We start from the raw sequence: 24,374 nt of genomic DNA, 5'->3' as shown, positions 1-24,374 counted from the left end.
ATAACTTCTTTTAGGAATTAGTCAATTGCTAGCTCGAAAGCAAAAGGAATCTTAACCGTACTGGATACTGCTTGGCCAAAACCATTTTTCGCAGGTTCAAACTTCAAGTTCTCCACAGCCGTTTCTACAGCTTCTTTCAGCTTGTTGCACGGATAGGTTACGGCCTTTTTATTAGTGATTTTTCCATTTTCATCAATGCTTAGTTGCATCATCACCGTTCCTTCCACACCATTATGGTTGCTTTCTGTAGGGTACTCAATTGATGAAGCCACCTCATCCAGATTGATCGCACGAGCCATAGTTGGTTTCAATGGATCTGACCCTGCAAATACTACTGCTGCAGTGAGTATAAATGCGATAGTTAAGAGTGACTTTTTCATGATTACCTTTCGTTAATTATTTGATAACCCAATATTATGTAAATGTTAACAAATTAACAATTCAGTAATGTTAAGTTTTTGGTGAATTAACATGAATCTCGATCGATGGTGATTTATATCAGATCAAATGGCCATTGATCCATTGTGGATAATTAATTGCGACTTGCTTTTTATCAGGTTGCATGTCCATCTTGTATATTTGATAACTGTGCTTCTTTTTATTAGAAGTGTTTGTTACTCAATTATTGAAATACAGCTAAATGGCCATTATTCAGACGGACCTACCAGACGGCAAGCCCTTTCATATCTATCGATCCGGTGCAGGTTCAGGAAAGACATTTACCCTGGCCAAATCATACCTCACTTTAGCTCTTTCTCGTCCCAACGCTTTTCGTAACATACTGGGGGTAACCTTTACCAACAAAGCCACCGAGGAGATGAAGAGTCGCATTGTTACCTTTCTGAAAGTACTGGCTCGTGGAGAGAACCATCCGATGCGTTCAGAGCTTTGTGATTCACTGGATGTGACTGATGAACAACTGTCAAAGAGAGCAGCAGATGCCCTTAGTGATATATTGCATCAGTACGGTAGATTCAGTGTGGTGACTATTGACAGCTTTTTTCACGCGGTAATCAGGTCATTTGCCCGAGAGATGGGGCTTCAGGGTACGTTTACAATCGATCTGGACCTGGACAAGGTTCTGCAGTTGGTTATTGATCAGCTCTTACTGGAAATAGGTGAAGAAAAGCAGACGCAGTTACGTAAGTGGCTGACCGAATTTGCAGAGCACAAAGTAGAGGAGGGTTTAAGCTGGGACTTTCGGAGAGACATTACAGCCCTGTCCAAAGAGATCACGAAAGACGAGTTCAAGTTCTATTCGAAGCAAATTCTGGAGTTGAGCAATCAAAAGGGATACTTCGAACGAATCCGAAAAGAGTTAAACAATGTGAAGTACCCGTTTGAAAAGCAGGTGCAGAAAATGTGTCGGGAGGTTTTTAAGTTTTGGGAAGACAATGGATTAAGTGTAGAAACATTTAGCCGAAAGGCAGGTGGACCCGCTGGATTGTTTGAAAAACTAGATGAGCTCAATTTTGACATCACTGAAGCCAAGCGAAATGCTGTGGATGACCTTTCCAAATGGTTGAAAAAAGCAGATCAGAATGATGCTAACCTGGTCAATCTAACCGAGCAAGTGATGATTTACTATCGCGATTTGATTAGCTATGTAGATCGCGAGTTTGTCAAGTACAAGTCTGTATTGGAGGTCCAGAGATACCTATACACCTTCGGGATTCTGGCTGAGATCAACAAATACCTGGAAAAATACCGGGATGAGAACGACGTGATGCTCATTGCTGACCTGCCCGACTTTCTGCACCAGATCATCAGTGATAGCGATACCCCTTACATCTACGAAAAGGTCGGATCAATCTACAACCATTACCTGATCGATGAGTTCCAGGATACCTCTGCCTTCCAATGGGATAACTTCATGCCACTGGTCAAAAACACCACCGATGAAGGCAACTTCAGTATGGTGGTTGGAGATGTGAAGCAATCTATCTACCGCTTTCGAGGCGGTGACTGGGAGTTGCTCCAGCATCGGGTGAAACACGATATTGGCGATTACCATGTAGAAACCCATAACCTGGGCACCAACTGGCGCTCCGACCCACTGATCGTTCGGTTCAACAATGCCTTTTTCGATCAGATGATGTCAGTATCACATGGACACTTCGAAGAATTGATTACAGAAATCCCCGATGATCAGATTCGGGAGCAGGTGCACGGTAAAATTTCTCAGGTGTTTGGGACCTTTTCTGATGTGAGTCAGGAGATCCCCGGTCACAAAACGGATGAGCTCGGCATGGTTCGGTTTGACTTCATTACAGAAGACAGGGAAAGTGAAGAGAGCTGGATCGAGCAGTCCATCCGGAAAACCATTCATCAGGTAGAGCAGCTTCAGAGAAATGGCTATGAACTACGTGATATTGCTGTGCTGACCCGGTATGCTAATGAAGGTAAGCGAATTGCTGATGCATTTATCGAGTTTAGAAACTCTGCTGAAGCTGACCCAGACCTGAAATATGAAGTGGTCAGTAGCGAAGCATTGTACCTCACCTCTAGTCATTTGGTACGGTTTATCGTTTCTCTGATCAAATGGCTCAATGATGAGAAAAATACCATTGTGCTGAGTGAATGGCTGTATGAATACAACCGATACATTTTACAAAACGATCTTTCCGAAAGTGAGATATTCTCAAAGTATGAGCATTGGGAGGAGATTTGTCCGAAACAGTTCGTCAAACAGCGTGAATACCTCAAAACACTCCCATTGTACGAATTAGTGGAGAGCATCATCCGCATGTTTGACCTCAATCAGATAACCGAAGAGTTCACTTATCTGCAAGGTTTTCAGGATGCAGTGCTGGATTATGCGAAAAATGAACGTGGTGATATCCCATCGTTTCTGGCCTGGTGGGAAGAAGTGCGAAAGGAGCGATCTATCCAGATTTCGGATGATAACAACGCCGTGAAGATTCTGACCATCCATAAATCGAAAGGCCTGGAGTTTCCAGTGGTGATCTTGCCATTCATGAGTTGGACGTTTGATCATGATGCCACCAAAGACACCATTCTCTGGTGTGATGGCAAGGTGGGAGTGGAGCCATTCAATCAACTGCCTGTAGTGCCTTTGAAATACAACAAAGGACTCGCACAGACTTTTTGGGCTGAGCGGTATTATGAAGAGAAGCTTAAGGCCTATCTGGATAACCTGAATTTGCTCTATGTGGCGTTTACCCGGTCGGTGGAGGTGCTGATTGGTCATGCTAAAATGCCCTCATCTCCAAAGCTCAATTATGCATATGAGTTGGTACTCCAGCATGTGCAGGAGCAAGATGCATGGAATGAGGAAGCTGGTACCTTTCAGCTGGGTCAGTTGTGCCAGCCAACACATGAAAAACAAGACACGATTGAATATGGCCTAAAATCCTATTTGTCGAGCCCTTGGCGGGGTAAGGTGAGTATCCAGATCAAAGGATCCGCAGAGCTTAATGATTCGATACTACACGATGCTACTCGGCGTGGAACCAAGCTGCACGACATTCTCAGTCAGATCAAATACCGAAAGGACCTGGACCAATTCTCCAATCTCGAGCACATCGTGGAGTTGACCAAAATCATCGAACATCAGGAAGTGGCCGATTGGTTTGATGAATCGTGGGAGGTGCATACAGAAGTGCCCATTCTATTGCCCGGTGGAGATTTCAAACGCATCGATCGACTTAATCAAAAAAACGGACAAACAGTGGTGATTGATTTTAAAACCGGGACTCCTCGAAAAAAGGACCATTATCAGGTGAAAGAATACATGAAGCTATTGGCTGAGATGGGATACGAAAAAGTCTCCGGACACTTGATTTATTTGTATGACGTATCGGTAGAGGAGGTGAGCAATGGATAATCAGTCATTCATCTCAGAAGTGGTAGAGCGGGTGTTGAAAAACGAAGCTCAAGCACTCAGAAATGTCACCGTTGTTTTCCCGAACCGTAGAGCAGGTCTGTTTTTTCGGAAGGAGCTATCCAAACACATCGATAAGCCCATCTGGATGCCAGAGGTGATCAGTATGGAGGATTTTGTCTTGTCGTTTAGTTCGCTGCGTAAAGTGGAAAAAATTGAGGCGATTTTCTCACTCTACGAGGTATATAAGGCCCATCAAAAGAAAGACGAGAGCTTTGATCAATTCTTCTTCTGGGGCGAAATGATCCTTCGAGATTTTGAGGAGATTGATCAATACCTGGTCAATACCGATCAGCTGTTCACCAGTATCAAGACCCAAAAGGAGCTGGATGAAGAGTTTTATTTCCTGGATGAGGAGGACAAGCGCATCATTCAATCGTTTTGGTCCAGTTTTCTTCCCAAGGCAACTGCCAGTCAGGAAGCATTTCTGGAGACCTGGAAAATCCTTAGGCCTATTTATGCGGACTATCGCGAGAGACTAATAGCCAAAGGAATCGCTTATGGGGGATTGATCTATCGAGAAATTTCAGATAACCTTCATGATGTGGCGCCGGCAGAAGGAAGTAAAATCTATTTTGCGGGTTTCAATGCATTAACCTTTGCGGAAGAGAAAATCATCAAACACTTCGTGCATGAGTACAAAGCCGAGATGATCTGGGATTTGGATGAGTATTATTTCAATAACCCAAAGCAGGAGGCAGGGTTTTTCCTTCGCGAATATGCTCGTGATTCTGTACTTAGAAATACATTCCCCAAAGAACCTCCAAGTCGGTTTGGGCAGGATAAATCATTTAATGCCACTGGAGTTTCCTTAGAAGTTGGTCAAACCAAAGCACTTGCCGAACATCTCGAAGGGTTAGTTAAGGACGGTTCCTTTGACCCTGAGAATACCGTAGTGGTTCTTCCAATGGAACATATGTTGTTTCCGGCACTGCACGCCATTCCGGATGGAGTAGATAAGGTCAACATTACCATGGGTTACCCGCTAAAGGATACTCCCGTCTATAGTCTTTTGGAGAGTGTCCTGGTTTTGCAACACATGCGCAAGGAAAGCCTGGTCAATGGCGTATCGTTTTACTACAAGCCATTGGTGGAACTGCTAGAACATCCGTTGCTTTTCGCACTCGAAGAAGATCGCATCAAAGATTTGATCCAACAGATCAAGAGTAGAAACCTGATCACATTGTATCTGGATGATCTGGAGCTGAAACATGAGGTGTTTCAGATTATCTTCCAAAAGATCGATTCTCCATTTTCCTATCTAATGAATATCCTTAAGTGTCTTTATGATACCTGGAAGGATAAAGGGCATGATCTGGAACTGGAGTTCATCAGTCGGTTTTACGAGCATGTAGTGCACCTCCGTGAGATGATGGGTGATCGGGCGGATGATTTGGGGTATGATTTTCTGATCAAGCTCTTTCGCCGACTGGCACGCACGCTCAAGATACCATTTACAGGAGAGCCATTAAATGGACTGCAGATCATGGGTATTTTGGAGACTAGAAATCTGGATTTCGAGAATGTCTTCATTCTGAATATGAACGAGGACAGTTGGCCAGCAGCAGCTCGTCGTGGATCTTTTATACCATTCAATATCCGTAAAGCCTTTAGCTTACCAGTATTTGATCATCAGGACGCGATTTACTCGTACCTTTTTTATCGATTGCTGCAGCGCGCTAAAAACATCCATTTCTTTTACAATACCGTGGCAGAATTCAATGTCAATGGAGAGCTTAGTAGACTGGTACAACAGCTGGAAGTGGAGTCTAGCTACCAGATCAATAAACGCATTCTGGCCAGTCCGATCAAAACGACAGCTCCTGCTCCAATTACTATCCAGAAAACACCACTTATTCAAGCCAAAATGGAGCGCTACCTCGATGGCTATCAATCGACCAAAGGCATCCATCCGGGCACTTTCACACCATCGGCACTTAATGCCTATCTGGACTGTCGACTGAAGTTTTATTTCAAATACGTAGAGAGATTGTATGAACCAGATGAAGTCCAGGAAGAAATGGACGCCATGGTCTTTGGAAACATCCTCCACGATACCATGGAGATTCTTTACAAGCAGTTTACAGATCGGGAGAAACGCAAGGAGATTTATCCACAAGACATTTTCTGGATTCGAGAAGGGATATCAGGCGCGATGAATCAAGCTTTCAAGAAGCACTATAAGATCAAAAAGGAAAAGAAATTTCAGTTGGAGGGGCGTAGTTTGATTGCTTCTGAGGTATTGAAGAAGTTCATTGAGAAGATTCTCGATTATGATATGAAATATGCGCCTTTCAAGATCATTGGCCTGGAGGCCAGCACAAAAGAGGGGTATTTCATGGAGTTTCCAATTCAAGTAGCTGGAAAGGAGAAGAAAGTGCGTTTGCGAGGCATTATTGACCGAATTGATCAGAAAGAAGGTAAGGTTCGGGTGATTGATTATAAGACTGGCCGGGATGATAAAGACTTTACCACCATTGCGGCGTTGGTAGACCGTCAGGAAAAATCCAGACGTAAGGCGGCTTTTCAGGTGTTTTTCTACAGTTACCTATTTTACAAAAAATACGAAGGTGACTATGAAGTCATTGAGCCAGGTTTATTCAACTCAAAGGACCTGTTCAGTAAGGATTTTGAATGGCAGATATTTGATAAACAACATAAAACAAGTGTAACGGAGTTTCGACAGTACTTGCCAGAGTTTGAGCAGGCCATTTCTGACTTGCTTACCGAGATGTTTGATCCAGAAGTAGCCTTCGATCAAACAGATGATCTGAAGAAATGCAGCTATTGCCCATATCAAGACATTTGTGGCCGTTAGGTTGGTTTATTGCATGTTTTACGTCTTAGTAGCTATATTTACCACACCAGCTTGATCATTTGTTGATCTACAACTCACACTGTATATGGAAAGTGCTCTAGATGCCAGATTCTCCTCTGATGAATTGCCCTTCACCAGGGAATTGTTAGCTGAGGCTGAGGACGAGCAGTTAATGCGAATCGTCAACGATGCGGCCAAAAAGTTGAAAACACCCATTGCTCTGGTGACTGTGGTGATGGAACAACTGCAATTTTTCAAAGCACATTATGGGCTGCCTGAGGATTTGGCCAAATCCCGAGGTACTGATAAAGATGTTTCTTTTTGCCAGTTTGTGGTGACCACCGAACAGCCGTTGGAGTTGGTAGATGCACAGGGAATGAAAGGTATCCCTCAGCAAATAGTAGAAGAATATGGCATTCGCGCTTATCTGGGTATGCCGATCAAATCCAATAATACGGTCATCGGGTCGCTTTGTGTTTTGGATACCGAACCGCATGCATTCAGTGAAGAGGAGAAGGAAAACCTTAAAAAACTGGCTGATCTCGTTAATGAACGGTTGGCAGAATTAAACAAATCCAAAAGGAAGGATCACAGCAATTTGATTGGGAAGGCAGCCTCTCCTGCGCTAAAAGAGGCCATGGGGTCGATTAAGCCGATCAAAAGCAGCGTATCAGAAGGAATGGTGGCTACCAGAGAGTTGTCTACCTTTCTGAGGATTATTGAAATGACACTCTATGGCGAGCCTAAATCCAAAAATGAGATCCGCAAAATGCTGGAAGATGCACGAAGTTCACTCGAACGATGTGAAAATGGCCTCTACGACATAGAAGCGAGTATCGAAGATACAGAGGACTCTCTGGAGGCCCTCGGTCACGTTTTCCAACCCACCACTAGTACCATGCTATCAGAAGTGGCAGAGTCAGGACGTGAACTGGCACGTCACGTGACCAAAGAAGTCGGTGGAGTACTGCTGCCAGAACTGGAGTTTGACCCTCAGATTTCCACTCCACGTACACTTGGGTCTTCTATTGTAGCACTGACACTCACACTGGTGGCCAATGGCATCAAGAAAGCCGGCAATCATCACAAAATTCGTATGTCTATCGAAGATCAGGAGGTACGTGCCGCATTGATTATAGCATGTGAGGACTTGTCAGAAGCTGTACTGGGAGAGATTGTCAGGGAGCTTAAAAATCATACCGCTGAGGAGCCCACCATTACGTTCAAACTATCCGAAGGAAGTATCCAGTTATTGTTTTCTGTGGTGAAGAGCCGTTACTAAAGAGCTCCCCACGAATCGTAAATTTTGACTTCTGTCCACTGGGTGTTATTGTCCTCAATATACTTGAGATGCGCCTCATGCTTTTGATAGATGTCCTGATCTTCTTTACTATCAAACGTGACTACCAAACTCACGGAGTAGCTATTATCAACTACCTCTCTGGGCGTTCCAGCTGGTTTTCCGAGGTGGTAGCCTCTGATCACGTCTACTTTTTTCAGAAAGTCTTCCGTATTTTGGATAAAGGTATCTGCATTCGCCTCAGGAGTAAGCCAGAAGTAAACCATATGAATGAATCGGCCTTTGATGACTTTTTTTGGCTGAGCCTTAACATGAGAAACTAAGCCTACTGCACCAAGAGATAATAAAGCTTTGCGGATAAATAATCGCTTATTCATAGATCAGAAAAATTGAGTTCAAAAAAGTAATTTAATGGAACCGTTTATCTTTAGAAAGCGTACTACATTCGCGCGTTATTTTAACTACCTATTTGAATACATTCGATGAGGACATCTGGCTCAACTGGGTTGATCAGCTGTCAGAAGACAATTACCTGGTGATTGATGATTTTATCACCGATCAGGATCTGGATGTTTTTTTAAGCTATTTTCAGGAAACGCTTGAGGAAGAGGATTTCAAACGGGCCGGAATTGGAACCGGAGCGGGTTTTCAGCAAAAAGTAGAGATCCGTGGGGATTACATTCGCTGGCTGGATCGATCCAAGGATGTAGAGCTGGCAGATTTCTTCGCCCGAGTGGATGAGGCCATCGGTGTGCTGAATAGGTATTGCTACTTGAGCCTTTCCGGTTCGGAATTTCACATGGCACACTATCCAGCAGGTACCTTCTACAAGCGCCATCTGGATCAGTTCAACCATCGCAGCAACCGACTCATTTCATTTATCCTCTATCTCAACAAAAACTGGCAAGAAGGGGATGGTGGTGAGCTAAAAGTATTTCTAAATGAAGAAGAACGGACCATTGCTCCAGTAGCCAAACGTTGCGTAATCATGCGCAGTGATAAGGTGGAGCATGAAGTGCTTATGACCAACAAAGATCGATACAGCCTCACCGGGTGGCTGCTGTATCAGCCACCTGGCTTGACGTTTTATGATCCAGGAGTTTAGTCTTTATATTCCTCCTTCAGAATAGCTGCAAACCGCTTTTTCACTCGATTAATCTTTGGTCTTGAGACATTCATGATGTAGCGATCGTACGGATGCTTCTCTTCATAGTCCTGATGGTAATCTTCTGCTGGATAAAAAGCCGTATAAGCATTGAGTTGGGTGACGATCGGTTTCGGGTAGTCTTCAGCTAGTGACTTCATTTTGGCTTCCGCCAACTGCTTTTGTTGCTCATTATGGTAGAAAATAGCACTTCGGTACTGCCTGCCTACATCCGGACCTTGTCGGTTGAGTTGTGTGGGGTCGTGAGCTGTAAAGAAGATATCTAGTAGAGTTTTGTAATCGATGACATCAGGATCGTAATAGACCTGAACTGTCTCCGCATGTTCGGTACGTCCATAGCTTACCATTTTGTAGTTGGCATCTGATGCTTTTCCTCCGGCATATCCAGAGACCGCCTCAGCTACTCCTTTGATTTGCTCAAAGGAGGCCTCCACACACCAGAAGCATCCACCTGCGAAAGTAGCTGTGTCCAGTGCTGCCGCATGAGCAAACTCAGTACGAACCACCTCAGTGTCAGTGTTTTCGGAGTTGGTGCCACCCTGAGAAGTGCAGCTCAATAGAATAAAAACCAGTATTGGGAAAAAGAAACGTTTCATGGGTTCAAAGTTTAATGTACAAACAAACGTTCTGAGGAGTTGTTCAGACATGATTTTTCCCGTTAATGTAAAAAAATGTCATGGCTACTGCATTTTGTCGATTCATGCACAACATATTCAAGCCTATTGGTGTTAGTCATGCAAGAAGATTCACAAGCTAGATTTCTTTTACAGAATCGGAACTAAACCCCCTGAATTAGTTGTTTGTGAATTAAAGAAATTAAAGACACCTTTTTAGGTTAGGCGGTGATAGATTGACGTGGCTCCCACCCGGGGGCTGCGTCTTCTTTTTTTAGCTTGATCAAACCACCGAGAAAGCTGTGATCGCAGAGATTGAAATGCCATAAGAATATGCTGGACCAAGAAAAATCTGCGCGTTGTGCAATGTATTTCTTATTCTGATGTTTATGACCCAAAATCTCTATATAAGCAATATCAAACAACTCTTCCCATGGGGCTGTCTCAAAAGCGGGCTCTTGTCATCCTGAACTGGTTCCGCATGGAATGTCAGGATCTAAAATGCATTGATATTCAACTACATAGATTCTGAAATAAATTCAGAATGACACCAATTTCAGACTTTTGAGACAGCCCCCTTTGATAGATTGTTATTCTTTCTATTTTTAAACTCTGGGGTGAGTTGTACAATGAGTCAATTGGATAATAGCTCTAAGCATCCCACTAGATAGCTCAGTAGAGATTTTTAAGACCCGAGCGGTTAATTAATCACTTAATCTCTAACCACTCATTTCGTCGCTTCACAATCTTCTTGCTCAGTTTGTCATCTGAGAGGTAAGAAAGCATGATCCTGGGATCTTGCTTCGCAGTGAAGCTACCGGTTTTTACTTCGCCCAGTTGCTCGTATTCAATCGCATAAGTCTTGCCGATTTCCATGGCGTTGATCTCTCTATTCAAATCCGCTGTAGTGTTGATCGTGGTGCCGTTCACGCTTATAATCTTGTCACCTTGCTCAATACCCGCTTCGTAAAAAGCGGTTCCCCGCATGACGGTACTTTGCACCTGGTTGTTGTCATTGATTTTAGGATTAGCAAAGTAGGCTGAGTTTGGATTTTGAAGTGACATCTTGATACCAAACTCCTCAAATAATGCATCAAAGTCGGGTATTTTGCTTCCCTGGATTTGCTCTTTGAAGAATGTCTCAGCAAAGTTCTTGTTGGTTAGCTGGGCCAGTACATCTTCCAGGTTTTCCATGGTGTATGGAATCTCTGGCTTGCCATATTGCTCCCACACCATGCGCATGTATTCATCCAGTGTTTTGTTGAACTCTACGCGCAAGGTGAGATCCAGCCCCAAGCCGATCACTGATCCATAGCTGTAATAGCTCACGAAATTATTGGAGTAGTTGGTAGCATCATTGGCCGTTCCAGCGTCAACAAAAGTGGCGTTGTAACTCATTTTGATCGGGCCACGAAATTCCCGGCTAGGACTATTGAGTACATAATTGAGCCCACCGACTAAGCTATTGACATATTGCTCAGGGCTGTAAATACCAGCTCGGGTCAGCGACAGGTCATCAAAGTAGGAAGTAAAGCCTTCTCCAAACCAAAGTGCTTCTGATAGATTTGCCTGGTCAAAATCAAACGGCTCCAAAGACTTGGGACGTATGCGTTCGATATTCCAGGCATGGAAGAATTCATGTGAGATCGTTCCGATCAAACCGGACGCATTTTTTTCCAATGAGCCGGTACTCGTACATACGGTGGAGTTGCGGTGCTCCATGCCATCGCCATCTACCCATGGATTGTACGCTACCAGAAAGGTGTATCGCCCATAATCAAATGAAGGAAGTTCTCCATAAATCGACTGCTGCTCAGCAACCACTTTTTTCACCCATTCGGTGTAGTCATCTAGCTCCTGATTGGTACCCTCGTGCATCATGGCCAGCTGTATGGTTTGGCCGTCTACCTGCCACTCGCGCCAGTCAATTTTTCCTACCATGGTTGGGCTATCGTAGAAGTAATAATAATTGGGAGCTGAGTAAGTGGTCTCGTTTTCTTTAACCAATTGTGTAGCAACCGACCAGCCTTCTTTCTTCGGTATCACCAGGTTGATTTTTCGATCTTCCAGACCGGTGCCATAAGCGAAGGTTGCGGGCATGTTCATATGTAGTTTTTTAGCATCTACGCCCAGGTAGGTGCCGTCGGCGTGATTGCCATAGATGGTATAGTCAAATCGTGCCTTTCCGTTAGTGACAGGCATCTCCCAGGTGAAGGGAGTCAATCGCACCAGCTCCACTTCATTACCCGCTCCATCAAACGCCTGCTCTTCGTACACGTTCTTGGCAAAGTTGTGCAGGGCGTACCTTCCAGGAGACGAATTGGGCATCCGGATTTCCAGGGACTCACCCTCTAATTCTGTAAATAGAATGCTGATTTTCAACTCGTGGTGCTGACTATTGGAGAGGTCCAAAGTGTAGGTAATGTCCTGACTGAATAGCTGACCGGTAGCTAAGAGTGAAAGAAGGAGTAGTCCAAAAAGACGCATAAAATGTGGTTTGGTTTTCAAACCTCGAAGATACTAAATACTTGCAGTCCTGCTAGATATTGGAGTAGCGCCGACTAACTTTGCGGCATGAATCATTTATCAGTGGAAAATCTGGCTAAGAGTTACGACTCGCGGCAGTTGTTTGAGGGGTTGACGTTTGGTTTGGATCAGGGTCAGAAAGCGGCTTTGGTGGGTGTCAATGGCTGTGGCAAGTCGACACTCATGAAAATCATTGCCGGATTGGAAACGCCCGATCGGGGTGAGGTTTCTTTCCGCAAAGGTATCCGAGTGGCGATGGTTCCCCAAAATCCAGATTTTGATGATGAAGACAACATCGTGCAGGCGGTGTTTTCAGAAGATATCGCCGAGCTCAATGTCGTTCGTGACTATGAATTGGCGCTGCATCAGGCAACCATCGATCCGGAAAATGCTCCGGACATCACGCCGCTGATTGAGGAAATGGATCGCTTGAATGCGTGGGATTATGAAAGTCATGTGAAGCAAATGCTCGGTGAGTTGGGACTCCATGATCTGGACCAGAAGATGAGCGACCTATCTGGTGGTCAGCGTAAACGCGTGGCACTGGCCAAGGCGTTGATTGTCAACCCGGACTTTTTGATCTTGGATGAGCCTACCAACCACCTGGACTTGCGGGTGATCGAATGGTTGGAAAACTATTTGGCCACTGCCAACCTAACCCTGCTGATGGTAACGCACGACCGGTATTTTTTGGATAAGGTGACCAACGAGATCCTGGAAATTGATCAGGGACAGATCTTTAAATACAAAGGCAGTTACTCCCACTTTCTGGAGAAAAAGTCAGAGCGAGAGGCAAGCGAAGCAGCTACAGTGGACAAAGCCAAAAACTTGCTTCGAAAAGAGCTGGACTGGATGCGTCGGCAGCCCAAAGCACGTGGTACAAAAGCCAAGTACCGGGTGGATGCCTTTTACGAAACCAAAGAAGTGGCTTCCAAAAATGTGAACCGTCAGGAGATGGAAGTCAACCTGAAAGGCGAGCGACAAGGCAAGAAAATCATGGAGCTGGAGCAGATCTCCAAGAGCTTTGGTGATTTGAAAATACTGGATCATTTCAACCACACCTTCCAGCGCAAAGAACGCGTTGGGATTGTGGGGCCAAATGGCGTAGGGAAGTCCACCTTTCTGAATATCCTGATCGGTGAGATCGCACCGGATAGTGGGAAGCGCGAAGTGGGCCAAACGACCAAGTTTGGCTACTACACGCAGGAAGAACATCAGTTTGATCCGGAGGCTCGGGTGATTGATGTGATCAAAGAAGTAGCTGAGGTGATCAAACTGGCGGATGGTTCTCAGGTGACTGCCAGTGGTTTGCTGAATCAGTTTTTGTTCCCACCTAAAATGCAGTTTAACGTGGTGGGCAAGCTCAGCGGTGGGGAGCGAAGAAGACTGCAGCTGCTACGAGTACTCATGAATAATCCCAATTTCCTGATCCTGGATGAGCCCACCAACGACCTGGACCTGATGACGCTCAATGTACTCGAGGATTATCTGGAGAGTTTTGATGGATGTCTGCTAGTGGTATCTCACGACCGGTATTTCATGGATCGCTTGACGGACCATTTGTTTGTATTCGAAGGCAATGGACAGGTCAGAGACTTCCCAGGCAACTACACCGATCTACGGGAGCAGGGAGCCATGCCAAGTGCCAAAAAACAGGAAGCCAGCAGCCCTAAAAAGCAAGAGACGAGTACTACAGCACCCGAGCCAAAGCCAGAAACGAAAAAGCTTTCCTACAACGAGCAGCGGGAGTTTGATGGACTGGAGAAGGAGATGGAGAAGCTGGAGCAAAAGAAGGAACAACTGGCTGAAGAGATGAACACCAAAACAGCCTACGACGAACTGCAGAAACTAGGAGAGGAGTTGGAGCGCGTAAAAGCCGAGCTGGAAGAAAAAGAAATGCGCTGGCTGGAGCTGAGTGAAAGGGTGTGAAGAAAAAGTTTTAGGGTGAAGGTTTTAGGTTTATTTGGTGGCTATAACTTGATTGATAAATCGAGTTGGCCGTCTTGATCAAAGAGTCAACCTATTTTATGACGATACACCTTTCGTCATTCCACGATGTAGCGCAGCGGAAACTGGGGCGCCCGGCTAGGGGAATCTGGCATAGAGGCGCCCGGCTAGTCGCGCCCGACGAGGGAATCTTCATGAAGGAAGCACTGTTCACGGTCTATTTAGTTTTCATGGCTTGAATTTCCACCTTGGACAACAGCTAATCGGACTATGCAACATTCTCATTCAGATCCCCCGGTATTTCTCCCCCGAAGTGTCGGATAGAAATCCGTGGGATGACGGTTACTCTCCTTTCGTCATTCCACGGTGTAGCGGAGCAGAAACCGGGGCGCCCGGCTAGTCGCTCGGCTAGGGGCGCCCGACGAGGGAATCTTCATGAAGGAAGCACTGTTCACGATCTATTTAGTTTTCATGGCTTGAATTTCCACCTTGGTCAATAACACTAGTCCGATTGTTTAACATCCTGTTTCAGATCCCCCGGTATTTCTCCCCCGAAGTGTCGGGTTAGAAATCCGTGGGATGACGGTTACTCTTGTTGTCATTCCTTAAATTTCTTTCCTGGCTTAGGTATCGGGTGAGAAAGCTGTGGGAGCGGCTGTCGTTTCGTCACGTCTGATGCTACCCGAGATGTGAGCTGGAAACGTTCTCCATTCATTCCCGTTCAAATCTCCATCATGAAAAACCTCCTAATGCTTACCTCACTTTGTCTTTCTATTGTCAGTCAAGCACAGAATTCTTACACCTATTCTGTTCCCGAAAAGCTTGATGACGGCTGGTCTACTGCCAATTGGCTTGATTATGCGCAGGACACCAGTCGGTTGTATCATTTATTCAGTCAGCTACACAGTGGAGGAAATAAACTGCATAGTGTACTGGTAGTCAAGAACGATCAGCTCATTTTAGAAGAATATCTAAATGGTCAGACGGCAGATGAACCCCATGATTTGCGATCTGCTACCAAAAGCATTCGAGCGCTTCTCATGGGCATTGCCATAGATCAGGGTTTTGTGGAGAGTGTAGATGACCCGATTGAAAAGTACCTCAGCCAGCGTCCTCAAAAGAACCTGGACAGTCGCAAATCGGAAATCACTATTCGGCATTTACTGACCATGTCGCCAGGGTGGGACTGCAACGATTGGAACAAAAAATCGAAAGGCCAGGAAGACAAAGTTTACCGAAAGTCGGATTGGATCCAACACACGCTGGACCTACCCATGATCAATGATCCTGGAACGGTATCCAATTACTGCTCCATGGGTGCGATACTAGTTGCAGAGATCATTAGCCAGAGTAGCAGCATGTCCATAGATGCATTTGCTAAAAAGTACCTGTTTGATCCCATGAACATTACCAATTATAACTGGGGACACACTTCCAATAAAGAAGTGATTCCTTCCGGCAAGCGCTTGTACATGACTTCTCGAGATTTTGCTAAGATCGGTTTGCTGACGCTCAATCAAGGCAAGTGGAATGGTCAACAGCTCGTTTCATCGGATTGGATTAGAGAGATGACTACTACCAAAACTCAGATTTCAGGTATGGATTATGGCTACTTCTGGTGGTCTATTCCATTGGAGGCTGATGACCAGACCTACATTGCCCAGACTGCCACAGGTAATGGCGGGCAATACCTGATGCTATTTCCAGAGTTGGATTTGGTCCTGGTTTTTACCGGAGGAGCCTACAACTCTCAAGAGGACAAGCTACCGTTTATGATTGCCAGTAAAGTGATTTTGCCGGCCCTAGGGGATTGACATACTTGGCTTGAGGTTGAAATCCGTTTTAATTGGTTATTGATTATCTTGAAAGACATGAAGTATGTTCTATTTCCGGCCCTTCTATTCACTTTAGCAGGTTGTCATAATCCCGAAAACATCTTTGCAATGGATGAATACCAAGACCAAGAAGCCGTCGTGATTTACTTAGACGAACTTGGAGTGCCGACTGACAGGCAAGACTACTATGATATCCCATCAACTATAAGTGAGCTAACCCAGGTGAAGGATTTGACGATTAGGTTGGATAAACCTGAGGGCAGTTGGTCTACCTATCCACCAATTTCGTGGTATGAAACTCGTGAACTCAAGAAACCCTTTCGTCATTTGCCAGAATCCGTTGGCGAACTCAAAAACTTGCGATCGTTGACGCTGACTAACCTGGATATCCACACACTCCCTGAGTCAATTGCTAATTTGACCAGTCTGAATAAGCTAAATCTATCCATGAATAAACTGGACTTGACGAAGGAGCTCCCTAAGCTAGGTTCGTTGACCAATCTCAAAAGCTTAAATGTGATTGGAAACCACTACGATCCTTTGGTGATGCAATCATACATGGAGGCAAATCCACAAATTGATGTGAACTATAAGGTCGAGGAAGATGGTTTTGGCTTTCAATTGGAGTAGTAGAGTTTGATATTTGTACATTAGTAAAAGAATACTATCAGTATAGAGTTACCCCACGAAGCACTTCTTTACCGCGATTCTGAGTTCACCAAGAACCAGTTCTTTATACCATGGATTTTTCTCATCCAGATGTTGTTTCTGTCCAAACCATTACATCGTCACTCTCGATTTCCCCAAATTCTTATGCCTCACTCTTGAATGGCATATTTGACGGAGGTCTTATAATCGGTATAGTGAATGTATTTCTGGTTTTCCATCCACAGTACCACTTCCTTATCTGCCTTGTCTAATCCTCTTGGTACATACGGTCGCACATTATCGTATTCCGATTCCTGGGTGACCGCTTTAGACTTCCATGATTTGCCCTGGTTATTCGTTTGCCAGCGCTCGATTTCAAACACTCCATTCACCTGTCGGGATAAATAAACCACCGAGGCATCGTCCGGGTGTATGGTCATCCCTCCAAAGTAATGAGGTTCTCTTTCACGAGTGCCTTCCGGAGTTTGTGGAAACCATGGACCCGAATCGCAAATTTTATAATCCTGCCAGCCTTTTTTAGAATAGCTTGCATACCAGTATTCGTGATTGGATTCTTCGGGACTCCTGGTGTAGAGGATGACGGGATGGTTATTTTCGTCCTCACCAATATCTGCCACCCAAGCTCTTCCATCCTCAGGATTGGACGTAAAGACTACAGAGGCATCTTTTGGTTCAAAAGGCAACTCATCTATTGTGCAAATCTTCTCACCTGAGGCTTTGAAAAAAGCGCCATTTTCATAATAGGCATAGTACACCGAGTTAGTCGGTTCCACTCTCGGGTGACCATCGGTAAAGACCATGTGAATTCTGGATTGACCATCCGAGTAGTATTTGACATAAGGTCTGTTGTTCCCATCAAATGGATAGTTCGTAATCATCACTTTACTTTTTGACCAGGTCATGCCATCATCATCTGACCACATGATGTTTGGCTTAAAACCAGTCCACCGACCAAAGCAATAGATTCTGTTATCCTCATTTGCTAATCGGTAGGGGTTGGCGTACGTAATCGTCTCTCTGGGGAATTTATCAAGTTCCTCTGCTGTGATGGGGTGAATTAGTTGCGCTCCTGTAGAACGAAACTGGTCATCATTAATCGTTAGTCGATTGATAAACAGGTCTTTGAAAGCATGACGGGTATACATCACTATTGCATCACCTGATGCAGTCGTAGCAAAAGCAGGGTTGTTATGGTCGTCCTTTTCGAGCATAAAATACAACTCGCTTGTCGTGGTTGATTGATCGCTCAGGTCAAATTGTGCAGCCTCCACTGTTCCATTTTCCTTCACCCAACCGGTGACGACTTTTCCATCAATCATCACCGCACGAGGATCAGAAAACCAGCACCACGTACCATCGTTGGTGAGGTAGCCGCTCTGTTGGGCTGTTACCTTAAGTTGGAACACAAGCCCGAACACCAGGCTGAATAACACGTAAGTAGGAATCTTTTGAATCATAAACATGAATCCATTAAGTCTGGAGATTAGATTTCCGAGATGGTTCTAATGTGGTTACTTGCTATAGAGCTTGTACACTTCAGATCCTGCACTTAAGAAGGCCCCTGTACCGTAAACTTCGGTTTTATCCGGCCATGCTTTGCCCGGACCGGCTCCAATAGGCTGTACATATCCCAGCATTCCTTCTTTCGTAATGTAGCTGGTCATGGCGTTCCATCCTTTGCGCACGGCAGGTTCATAGGTGTCATAATCAAGAATACCGTTGTTAATTCCCCAGGCCAAACCAAAGATGAAAAACGAAGAGCCACTGGTCTCAGGGGTAGGATAGAAATCTTGCCCTAAGAGGCTCATGGCCCAATGTCCTTGTGGAGTTTGTATGTCAATCAGCTTATTGGCCATTTTTCTATAGATGCCCAGGAAGTATGCATATTCATCACTTTCGGGATCAAGTTCCGCCAGAATGTTGGCCAGTCCGGCAAAGACCCACCCATTGCCTCGTGCCCAAAATATCTTGGTGCCATTGTCCAGTTTGCCCATGAAACTCTCGTCCCGGTAATACAGGTTCTCCTCGGTATCGAATAGAAAATTGGTCGTTGCTTGGTATTCTGATACCATAAAGTCGAGGTACTTTTTCTCTCCAGTGATTTTGTATAGCTTGGCCCAAACGGGAGGCGACATGAACAAGGCGTCACACCAGTTCCATCGATCCTGATGGAATGGCGTTCCCCAGTTCAGCTTACTTTGAGAAGGGTGGTACATGATAAAATCGAACTGCTTTTGTGTAGGCTCGATCATTTTTTCATCACCATATTTTCGGTACAGTTCACAATACATTTGGCCCACCGTGTGGTCATCTGCATGGTAGGTTCTTTCCCATAGCTTCCACTCTTGCTCCTCGCCGATTCCTTTCAGCCAGTTGAAGTAGGTGTCGTCATTGGCCATTTGAGCCCACTTGACCATTCCTACATAAAGGGCGCCATTCGTCCAGTCCAGCGGATGATGCACTTCATCCCAGGTATAAGGATCCTTATAGTGCTCGATTTGCCAGTCGGCAACACGTTTCATGTCTTTCCTTACATCCTTAGGTTTGATTTTTTGAGCCGATAATATGGTACACAGTAAAATCGGTGTGAGAGCCAGGGCTATTTTAAGTTTGTTCATGGTCGATTATTATGATGTTGTTGACTTTAAAAATGTTAAAAAGTTCGCAAAAAAGTATTCGCTTTCAAAAGCGTGTATAAAAGTGTTCATTACTACTGCGAAGCAGGTGTACTTATGTCTTCAATTGGTGGATTATTACTGAAATTAATCAGCCTCGAGGATCTTTCCCACCTGTTCTCTGAGATCTGTCAATACTTCTTGTTCAAACCATAGATTCTTCTTCATCCAGATGTTGTTGCGAGGCGATGGGTGTGGCAATGGCAAATATTCTGGTAGGTATTCCCGAAAATTACTTACAGTTTCAGTGAGCGTGCTTTTCATCTCATCGCCGAGATAATACCTCTGAGCATACAGTCCAATCAGCAAAGTCAATCGAACATTCGGCATGAGGTCTAGTAGTTGTTGGTGCCACTTCGGTGCACATTCTTGTCGGGGCGGCAAGTCTCCTGATTTGCCTTTGCCCGGGTAGCAGAAACCCATTGGTATGATGGCCACCTTTTCTGGATTGTAAAAGTCCACATCGCTGATCTGCATCCATTTACGCAGATTTTTTCCGCTGGGGTCATTCCAAGGGATACCTGTAGCGTGTACTCTGGTTCCGGGAGCTTGGCCGATAATCACCAGCTTGCTATCAGGATGAGCACTCATTACCGGTCTGGGACCAAGTTCCAGATACTTTGCACACAGGTTACAAGAGGTGATCTCATCAAGCAGTTCTTTCATTCAGGCTGGATAACTTTCTCTAATTCGGCAATCAAGTTTTCTGTTTGGTAGTGCAGCGCGTTGTTGACTTGCTGTAGTCTTAGGAGTTTCAGATATGACCACTTCATAAGACTCTTCAGCTCTTCATGATTTGCAATTTCCAGGTCTTCGTGCATCGGCAAGAACATGGTCGTGGTATCTTGTAAGCTATAGATTTCATTGTTGACCAGTACATTGGTCCAGCCTGTTTCTTCAAGATATGGCCAGAATAATTTGGAATGGTCATTAACCTCCATGATGAGGTCTGCATGCTCCTCTAAGAGGCTTTCCAGAAAACTTAGATAGCGAAGCACCTCTTTGTTTTTGCTCAAAATATTGATCTCATCTGTAGAAGAAAAGCTGTAAATAAAGGAAGATATGCTGCTCAGCCTGGCTTTGGAGACTTCTTCAGTCAGGTTGTAGATCAGGTCATTGAATTCTTCCAGTGACATGTCATCCTCCTGCAAGTACTTCTGAAGAAGAGCTTCTGTTTGCCAATAGGTAGTATCGATGTATAGCAGGTACTCATCACTACGCTCCAGTTCCACCACCAGAGACTCCATCATCTCAATGGCCTGGTTGTTTTTCTCCCAATTTTGGCGGACTTCATCAAAAATGAAAGAAGCCGTGATCCCTATGAAAATGACCACAATTTCAAACAGGTAATTGCCAAATGCTTTGTTTAAAGGCATGTCAGTTGCATTATTCCCTGAAGTTAGCCATTAAGATTCACTCGGAAAGAATAAATAATTACGGTGTGTATCTGAGCGGGGATAGTCGAATTGATCGAATAGGCTAATCGGGTAGAGCTTACCATGCTGCATAAAATGTCCAGTATAACCCAACTCCTCTAAAAAATGGATGACTTTGCCCTTCAGCATGGCTTCATGATGGATTTCTAATTGGAGGATTGGTTGATGTTGGTTAAGAAGCATTTTTCCACCTTCCACGACTGCAAGTTCATGGCCTTCCACATCACATTTGAGGAAGGAAATAGGCCGTTCTACTTCCGGCAACAGACTATCCAGCGTGATTGATGGAACGGATAGTTGGCCTTCTGCTGATACCCTGGCGCCTCCATGGCCGGCATGCTTTCGGTCGAGCTTCAATGCTCCGCTATTCTTCGAGAGCGCATGATTAAACACTCGAAGGTTGTGAAGGTGGAAATCTTGCCTGATTTGCTCCAGGTAGATGCCCAGTTCGGGTTGTGGTTCAAAGGCCCATACCTCGCCACCAGTACCAACTGCCTTTGACAGCCAAAACGAATAAGCTCCTTTGTTGGCGCCGATATCCATAGTCAGGGTGTTTTTTAAGGAAAGTGAGTGAAGGAAAGTCAACGAGTCCTTTTCAGAACTCAGTCGGTACCGCCAGAAGCGATGCAGTGCGCGAAACTTGGCCCAGAAATTCATTCTTATAACTTGAAAGCAAAGCCATTTCTCGCTTTTGATTCGTACTTGTCTTTGTCAAAAGTGAAGAGAAACGAGCCTTTTTTGCTGCTGCTCATGTCTTTTTCTTCCAGCTTGATGAGCACGTCCAGCTGGTTGATTTTTTTCGCAAAGTTGCGCTTGTCGATTTCCTCATTGAGGATGGTTTCGTAGAGACGCTGTAGCTGTCTCATGGTGAACTTCTCCGGTAGCAGCTCAAAGCCAATCGGCTGTACAGAAGTCTTATATCGCAAGCGATTGATAGCGTGATTAACCATCTGCTGGTGATCAAAGATCAGTTCTGGAGTTTCTTTTAGGCTAAACCACTGTGCCGAATGCTGTTTGGTCAGTTCTTCATTGTGATCTTCAATATTGATCAGCGCGTAATAGGTGATGGAAACAGTACGCTCTACTGGGTCTCGCTTAGGGTCAGTATACGCATGTACTTGTTCCAAATAGACATTGTGAAGACCAGTTAGCGTCTCCAGTACGCGATTGGCAGCATCTTCGGAAGTTTCATCCGGTTGCAGGAAACCACCCATCAGTGACCATTTGCCTTTTTCCGGCTCGAAATTTCGTTTGATCAATAGAATTTTCAACTCTTCCTTGTCAAATCCGAATATGATGCAGTCTACAGCTACTAAAAGCTGGGTCTGGTCTTGATAATTGCTAACCATAGGCTTTATGAAATCGCGCTAAATTATGAAATTCTCAAAATCGTAGGGCTCGTTGATCTGATTTCAGTCAGAAATAAAATTAAACTTCAATTTTATTAACGAATAATATTTTCTACATTTATAAATGTATATAATACACTTAATAAAAACTAATCCTTAAGATCCTTTTATGTTGGAAAGATTGATCAAATCTACAACCATTTGGCTGCATACGGTTCTTTTTGTAGCAATCATGGGTGCCTGTGCCAGTTCAACAGGGAGCTATGAGTTGTCAAGCCCCAATGGACAGTTGAAGGTTCAAGTCAGTATTAACTCGTCTGGTGAACCTATTTATCAAGTTCACAAGGGTAAATCCATCATTCTGAATTCTTCTTCTCTTGGTATAAAAGGTTCTTCTTACAGTTTTATGGATCAGCTGGAGTTAGTCAGCGTTTCATCAATCGTCCCAAAAAAGGAGCAGTATAGCATGCTGCAGGGAAAGCAAGCGGCTATTGACTATCAATACAATGAACAGTCATTCAGTTTGAAGAATGACGCTGGTCAGCAATTAAGCATTGTATTTCGCGTGAGCGATGATGGTGTAGCTTTTCGATATGAGTTTCCGGTAGAATCGGGAGCGGTCGTAGAGGAGGAGTTGACTTCCTTTAATTTCCCCAAAACCACCAGGATGTTTGCACAGCCCATGTCAGTGGCTAAAACCGGTTGGCAGCAATCCAACCCATCTTATGAAGAGCATTATGAGCAAGCTATACCTGTCGGGACGGCCTCACCACTTGGTGCCGGATGGATATTTCCCACACTCTTTGAGTTGGATGATGCCTGGGCATTAATCACTGAATCTAATCTTGGTTCTGATTACTGCGGATCTCGTTTAGTTGCGGATACAGTTACCAGAGTAATGAAAATCGGGTTTCCACCTGCGGTAGAGGTGTTTACAGATCTAGGACACCTTCCATTGGAACCCCAAGTAAGCCCATGGCGGATCATCACCATTGGTAGTTTAGCTACTATCGTAGAGTCCACCTTGGGTACGGACCTGGCTGCCCCAGCGATCGATACAGCGACCGACTACATTGAGCCTGGTTTGGCGAGTTGGAGCTGGGCACTTCTCAAGGATAACTCTGTAAACTATGATACGTCGAAGCTATTCATCGATTATGCCAACCGGATGACCTGGAAGTATTGCCTGATAGATGTGAACTGGGATACAACTATAGGTGCAGAACGCATGCAAGAGCTTTCTGCATACGCCCGTTCCAAAGATGTAGGCTTGATCCTTTGGTATAACTCGGCCGGAGAATGGAACACCACACCTTATCATCCGAGGAGCAAACTATTGACCCACGAACAGCGCGAGGAAGAATTTGCTAAACTAAAGGAGTGGGGCATAGCCGGAGTTAAAATTGACTTTTTTGGTGGTGATGGACAGAGCATGATCGCATACTATCATGATATATTAAAGGATGCCGCCAAGCATCAGTTACTGGTCAATTTCCATGGGGCTACGCTACCGAGAGGTTGGCAAAGAACGTATCCAAATCTGATGACAATGGAGTCCATCAAAGGTTTTGAGTTCATCACCTTCACTCAGGAAAATGCCAATCTGGAAGCCAATCATTCAGCGATACTACCATTCGCTCGAAATGCCTTTGACCCGATGGATTTCACACCGATGTGTTTTTCGGATATCCCCAATATCGAGCGTATGACTACCAATGGGTTTGAGTTGGCATTACCCACGTTGTTCCTGTCTGGTGTTCAGCACATTGCAGAGATCCCCTCTGGAATGGAATCAGTGCCTGATTATGTGCAAGAGTACTTGATGGACATTCCTGTTCTATGGGATGAAACCCGATTCATCGAGGGGTATCCAGGTAAGCTGGCAGTCATTGCCCGACGAGCTGGAGATACCTGGTTTGTGTCAGGAATCAATGGTGAGGAGGTTGATAAAAAGCTTACTCTCGATTTGAGTTTCCTCAATGGTGCCTCCGGCTTCATGATCACTGACGGACCAGCTCATCCTGAATTTATTAGAGAAGAAGTAGCCATCTCGGGTGATTTCGAGATTGGCCTGAAGGCAAATGGTGGATTTGTAATGAAAGTGAAATGATAAAGTATTTAACAGTATTAATCTTA

Annotated in this window: 18 protein-coding genes; 8 read left to right on the top strand and 10 right to left on the bottom strand. The window is 44.7% G+C overall.

Annotation, left to right across the window (positions count from 1 at the left end; all coding sequences use genetic code 11):
* Nucleotides 1-17: 17 nt before the first annotated feature.
* Nucleotides 18-380, bottom strand: coding sequence for an energy transducer TonB (locus ACO067_RS02765; RefSeq protein ID WP_421870462.1), 363 nt, complete (start codon nt 378-380; stop codon nt 18-20).
* 260 nt (nt 381-640) lie between these two features.
* Between ACO067_RS02765 and ACO067_RS02760 the strand changes: the two genes are divergently transcribed.
* The 3 genes from ACO067_RS02760 (at nt 641) to ACO067_RS02750 (ending at nt 8,004) form a co-directional block, all read left to right on the top strand.
* Nucleotides 641-3,847, top strand: a complete 3,207-nt coding sequence (locus tag ACO067_RS02760; protein WP_421870459.1) for a UvrD-helicase domain-containing protein — start codon at nt 641-643, stop codon at nt 3,845-3,847.
* Nucleotides 3,840-6,722 (top strand): PD-(D/E)XK nuclease family protein, encoded by a 2,883-nt coding sequence (locus ACO067_RS02755; RefSeq protein ID WP_421870455.1) that lies wholly within the window; start codon nt 3,840-3,842, stop codon nt 6,720-6,722. Before ACO067_RS02760 ends, ACO067_RS02755 begins: the two co-directional genes overlap by 8 nt.
* An 85-nt stretch (nt 6,723-6,807) precedes the next feature.
* Nucleotides 6,808-8,004: a GAF domain-containing protein gene (locus ACO067_RS02750; protein ID WP_421870452.1), complete on the top strand. Its 1,197-nt coding sequence runs from the start codon at nt 6,808-6,810 to the stop codon at nt 8,002-8,004.
* On the opposite strand, the gene ACO067_RS02745 is transcribed toward ACO067_RS02750, so the two are convergent.
* Complete coding sequence (locus ACO067_RS02745) at nt 8,001-8,399, bottom strand: Dabb family protein (protein ID WP_421870448.1); 399 nt, start codon at nt 8,397-8,399, stop codon at nt 8,001-8,003. The genes ACO067_RS02750 and ACO067_RS02745 overlap by 4 nt on opposite strands.
* 92 nt (nt 8,400-8,491) lie before the next feature.
* Here ACO067_RS02745 and ACO067_RS02740 point away from each other — a divergent pair, with 92 nt between their 5' ends.
* Complete coding sequence (locus tag ACO067_RS02740) at nt 8,492-9,127, top strand: 2OG-Fe(II) oxygenase (RefSeq protein ID WP_421870445.1); 636 nt, start codon at nt 8,492-8,494, stop codon at nt 9,125-9,127.
* Here the strand turns inward: ACO067_RS02740 and msrA are convergent.
* Together msrA and ACO067_RS02730 are read right to left on the bottom strand one after the other, a co-directional pair.
* On the bottom strand, nt 9,124-9,783 hold the full coding sequence (msrA, locus tag ACO067_RS02735) for a peptide-methionine (S)-S-oxide reductase MsrA (RefSeq protein ID WP_421870442.1): 660 nt from the start codon (nt 9,781-9,783) through the stop codon (nt 9,124-9,126). The genes ACO067_RS02740 and msrA overlap by 4 nt on opposite strands.
* A gap of 726 nt (nt 9,784-10,509) precedes the next feature.
* The gene (locus ACO067_RS02730; RefSeq protein ID WP_421870439.1) at nt 10,510-12,288 is read right to left on the bottom strand and encodes a M61 family metallopeptidase; all 1,779 of its coding nucleotides are present in this window, start codon (nt 12,286-12,288) and stop codon (nt 10,510-10,512) included.
* Nucleotides 12,289-12,375: 87 nt separating this feature from the next.
* Here ACO067_RS02730 and ACO067_RS02725 point away from each other — a divergent pair, with 87 nt between their 5' ends.
* The 3 genes from ACO067_RS02725 to ACO067_RS02715 all read left to right on the top strand — a co-directional run bounded on the left by ACO067_RS02725 (nt 12,376) and on the right by ACO067_RS02715 (nt 16,739).
* Nucleotides 12,376-14,256 (top strand): ABC-F family ATP-binding cassette domain-containing protein, encoded by a 1,881-nt coding sequence (locus ACO067_RS02725; RefSeq protein WP_421870436.1) that lies wholly within the window; start codon nt 12,376-12,378, stop codon nt 14,254-14,256.
* Between the two features lie 752 nt (nt 14,257-15,008).
* Nucleotides 15,009-16,088 carry a serine hydrolase domain-containing protein gene (locus tag ACO067_RS02720; protein ID WP_421870433.1) on the top strand — a complete coding sequence of 360 codons (1,080 nt, stop codon included), beginning with the start codon at nt 15,009-15,011 and terminating at the stop codon, nt 16,086-16,088.
* Nucleotides 16,089-16,145: 57 nt separating this feature from the next.
* The gene (locus ACO067_RS02715) at nt 16,146-16,739 is read left to right on the top strand and encodes a hypothetical protein (RefSeq protein ID WP_421870430.1); all 594 of its coding nucleotides are present in this window, start codon (nt 16,146-16,148) and stop codon (nt 16,737-16,739) included.
* A 188-nt stretch (nt 16,740-16,927) separates the two neighbouring features.
* On the opposite strand, the gene ACO067_RS02710 is transcribed toward ACO067_RS02715, so the two are convergent.
* The 6 genes from ACO067_RS02710 to ACO067_RS02685 all read right to left on the bottom strand — a co-directional run bounded on the left by ACO067_RS02710 (nt 16,928) and on the right by ACO067_RS02685 (nt 22,238).
* The gene (locus ACO067_RS02710; protein WP_421870427.1) at nt 16,928-18,241 is read right to left on the bottom strand and encodes a BNR-4 repeat-containing protein; all 1,314 of its coding nucleotides are present in this window, start codon (nt 18,239-18,241) and stop codon (nt 16,928-16,930) included.
* Between the two features lie 48 nt (nt 18,242-18,289).
* Nucleotides 18,290-19,396 (bottom strand): glycoside hydrolase family 88/105 protein, encoded by a 1,107-nt coding sequence (locus tag ACO067_RS02705; RefSeq protein ID WP_421870424.1) that lies wholly within the window; start codon nt 19,394-19,396, stop codon nt 18,290-18,292.
* Nucleotides 19,397-19,540: 144 nt separating this feature from the next.
* Nucleotides 19,541-20,119: a uracil-DNA glycosylase family protein gene (locus ACO067_RS02700; protein WP_421870421.1), complete on the bottom strand. Its 579-nt coding sequence runs from the start codon at nt 20,117-20,119 to the stop codon at nt 19,541-19,543.
* Entirely contained in the window at nt 20,116-20,829 is a 714-nt protein-coding gene (locus ACO067_RS02695) for a hypothetical protein (RefSeq protein ID WP_421870418.1), read from the bottom strand. The genes ACO067_RS02700 and ACO067_RS02695 overlap by 4 nt, the downstream gene beginning before the upstream one ends.
* A 30-nt stretch (nt 20,830-20,859) precedes the next feature.
* On the bottom strand, nt 20,860-21,546 hold the full coding sequence (locus ACO067_RS02690; RefSeq protein ID WP_421870415.1) for an FkbM family methyltransferase: 687 nt from the start codon (nt 21,544-21,546) through the stop codon (nt 20,860-20,862).
* 2 nt (nt 21,547-21,548) lie between these two features.
* The gene (locus tag ACO067_RS02685; protein WP_421870411.1) at nt 21,549-22,238 is read right to left on the bottom strand and encodes an NUDIX hydrolase; all 690 of its coding nucleotides are present in this window, start codon (nt 22,236-22,238) and stop codon (nt 21,549-21,551) included.
* A gap of 169 nt (nt 22,239-22,407) precedes the next feature.
* Between ACO067_RS02685 and ACO067_RS02680 the strand changes: the two genes are divergently transcribed.
* The gene (locus tag ACO067_RS02680) at nt 22,408-24,348 is read left to right on the top strand and encodes a glycoside hydrolase family 97 catalytic domain-containing protein (RefSeq protein ID WP_421870408.1); all 1,941 of its coding nucleotides are present in this window, start codon (nt 22,408-22,410) and stop codon (nt 24,346-24,348) included.
* Nucleotides 24,349-24,374: the final 26 nt, after the last annotated feature.

The organism is Marinoscillum sp. (assembly GCF_965229915.1).
Classification (GTDB): domain Bacteria; phylum Bacteroidota; class Bacteroidia; order Cytophagales; family Cyclobacteriaceae; genus Marinoscillum.
Note: the sequence above shows the minus strand (reverse complement) of the source record. Positions and strands in the feature narration are given on the sequence as shown.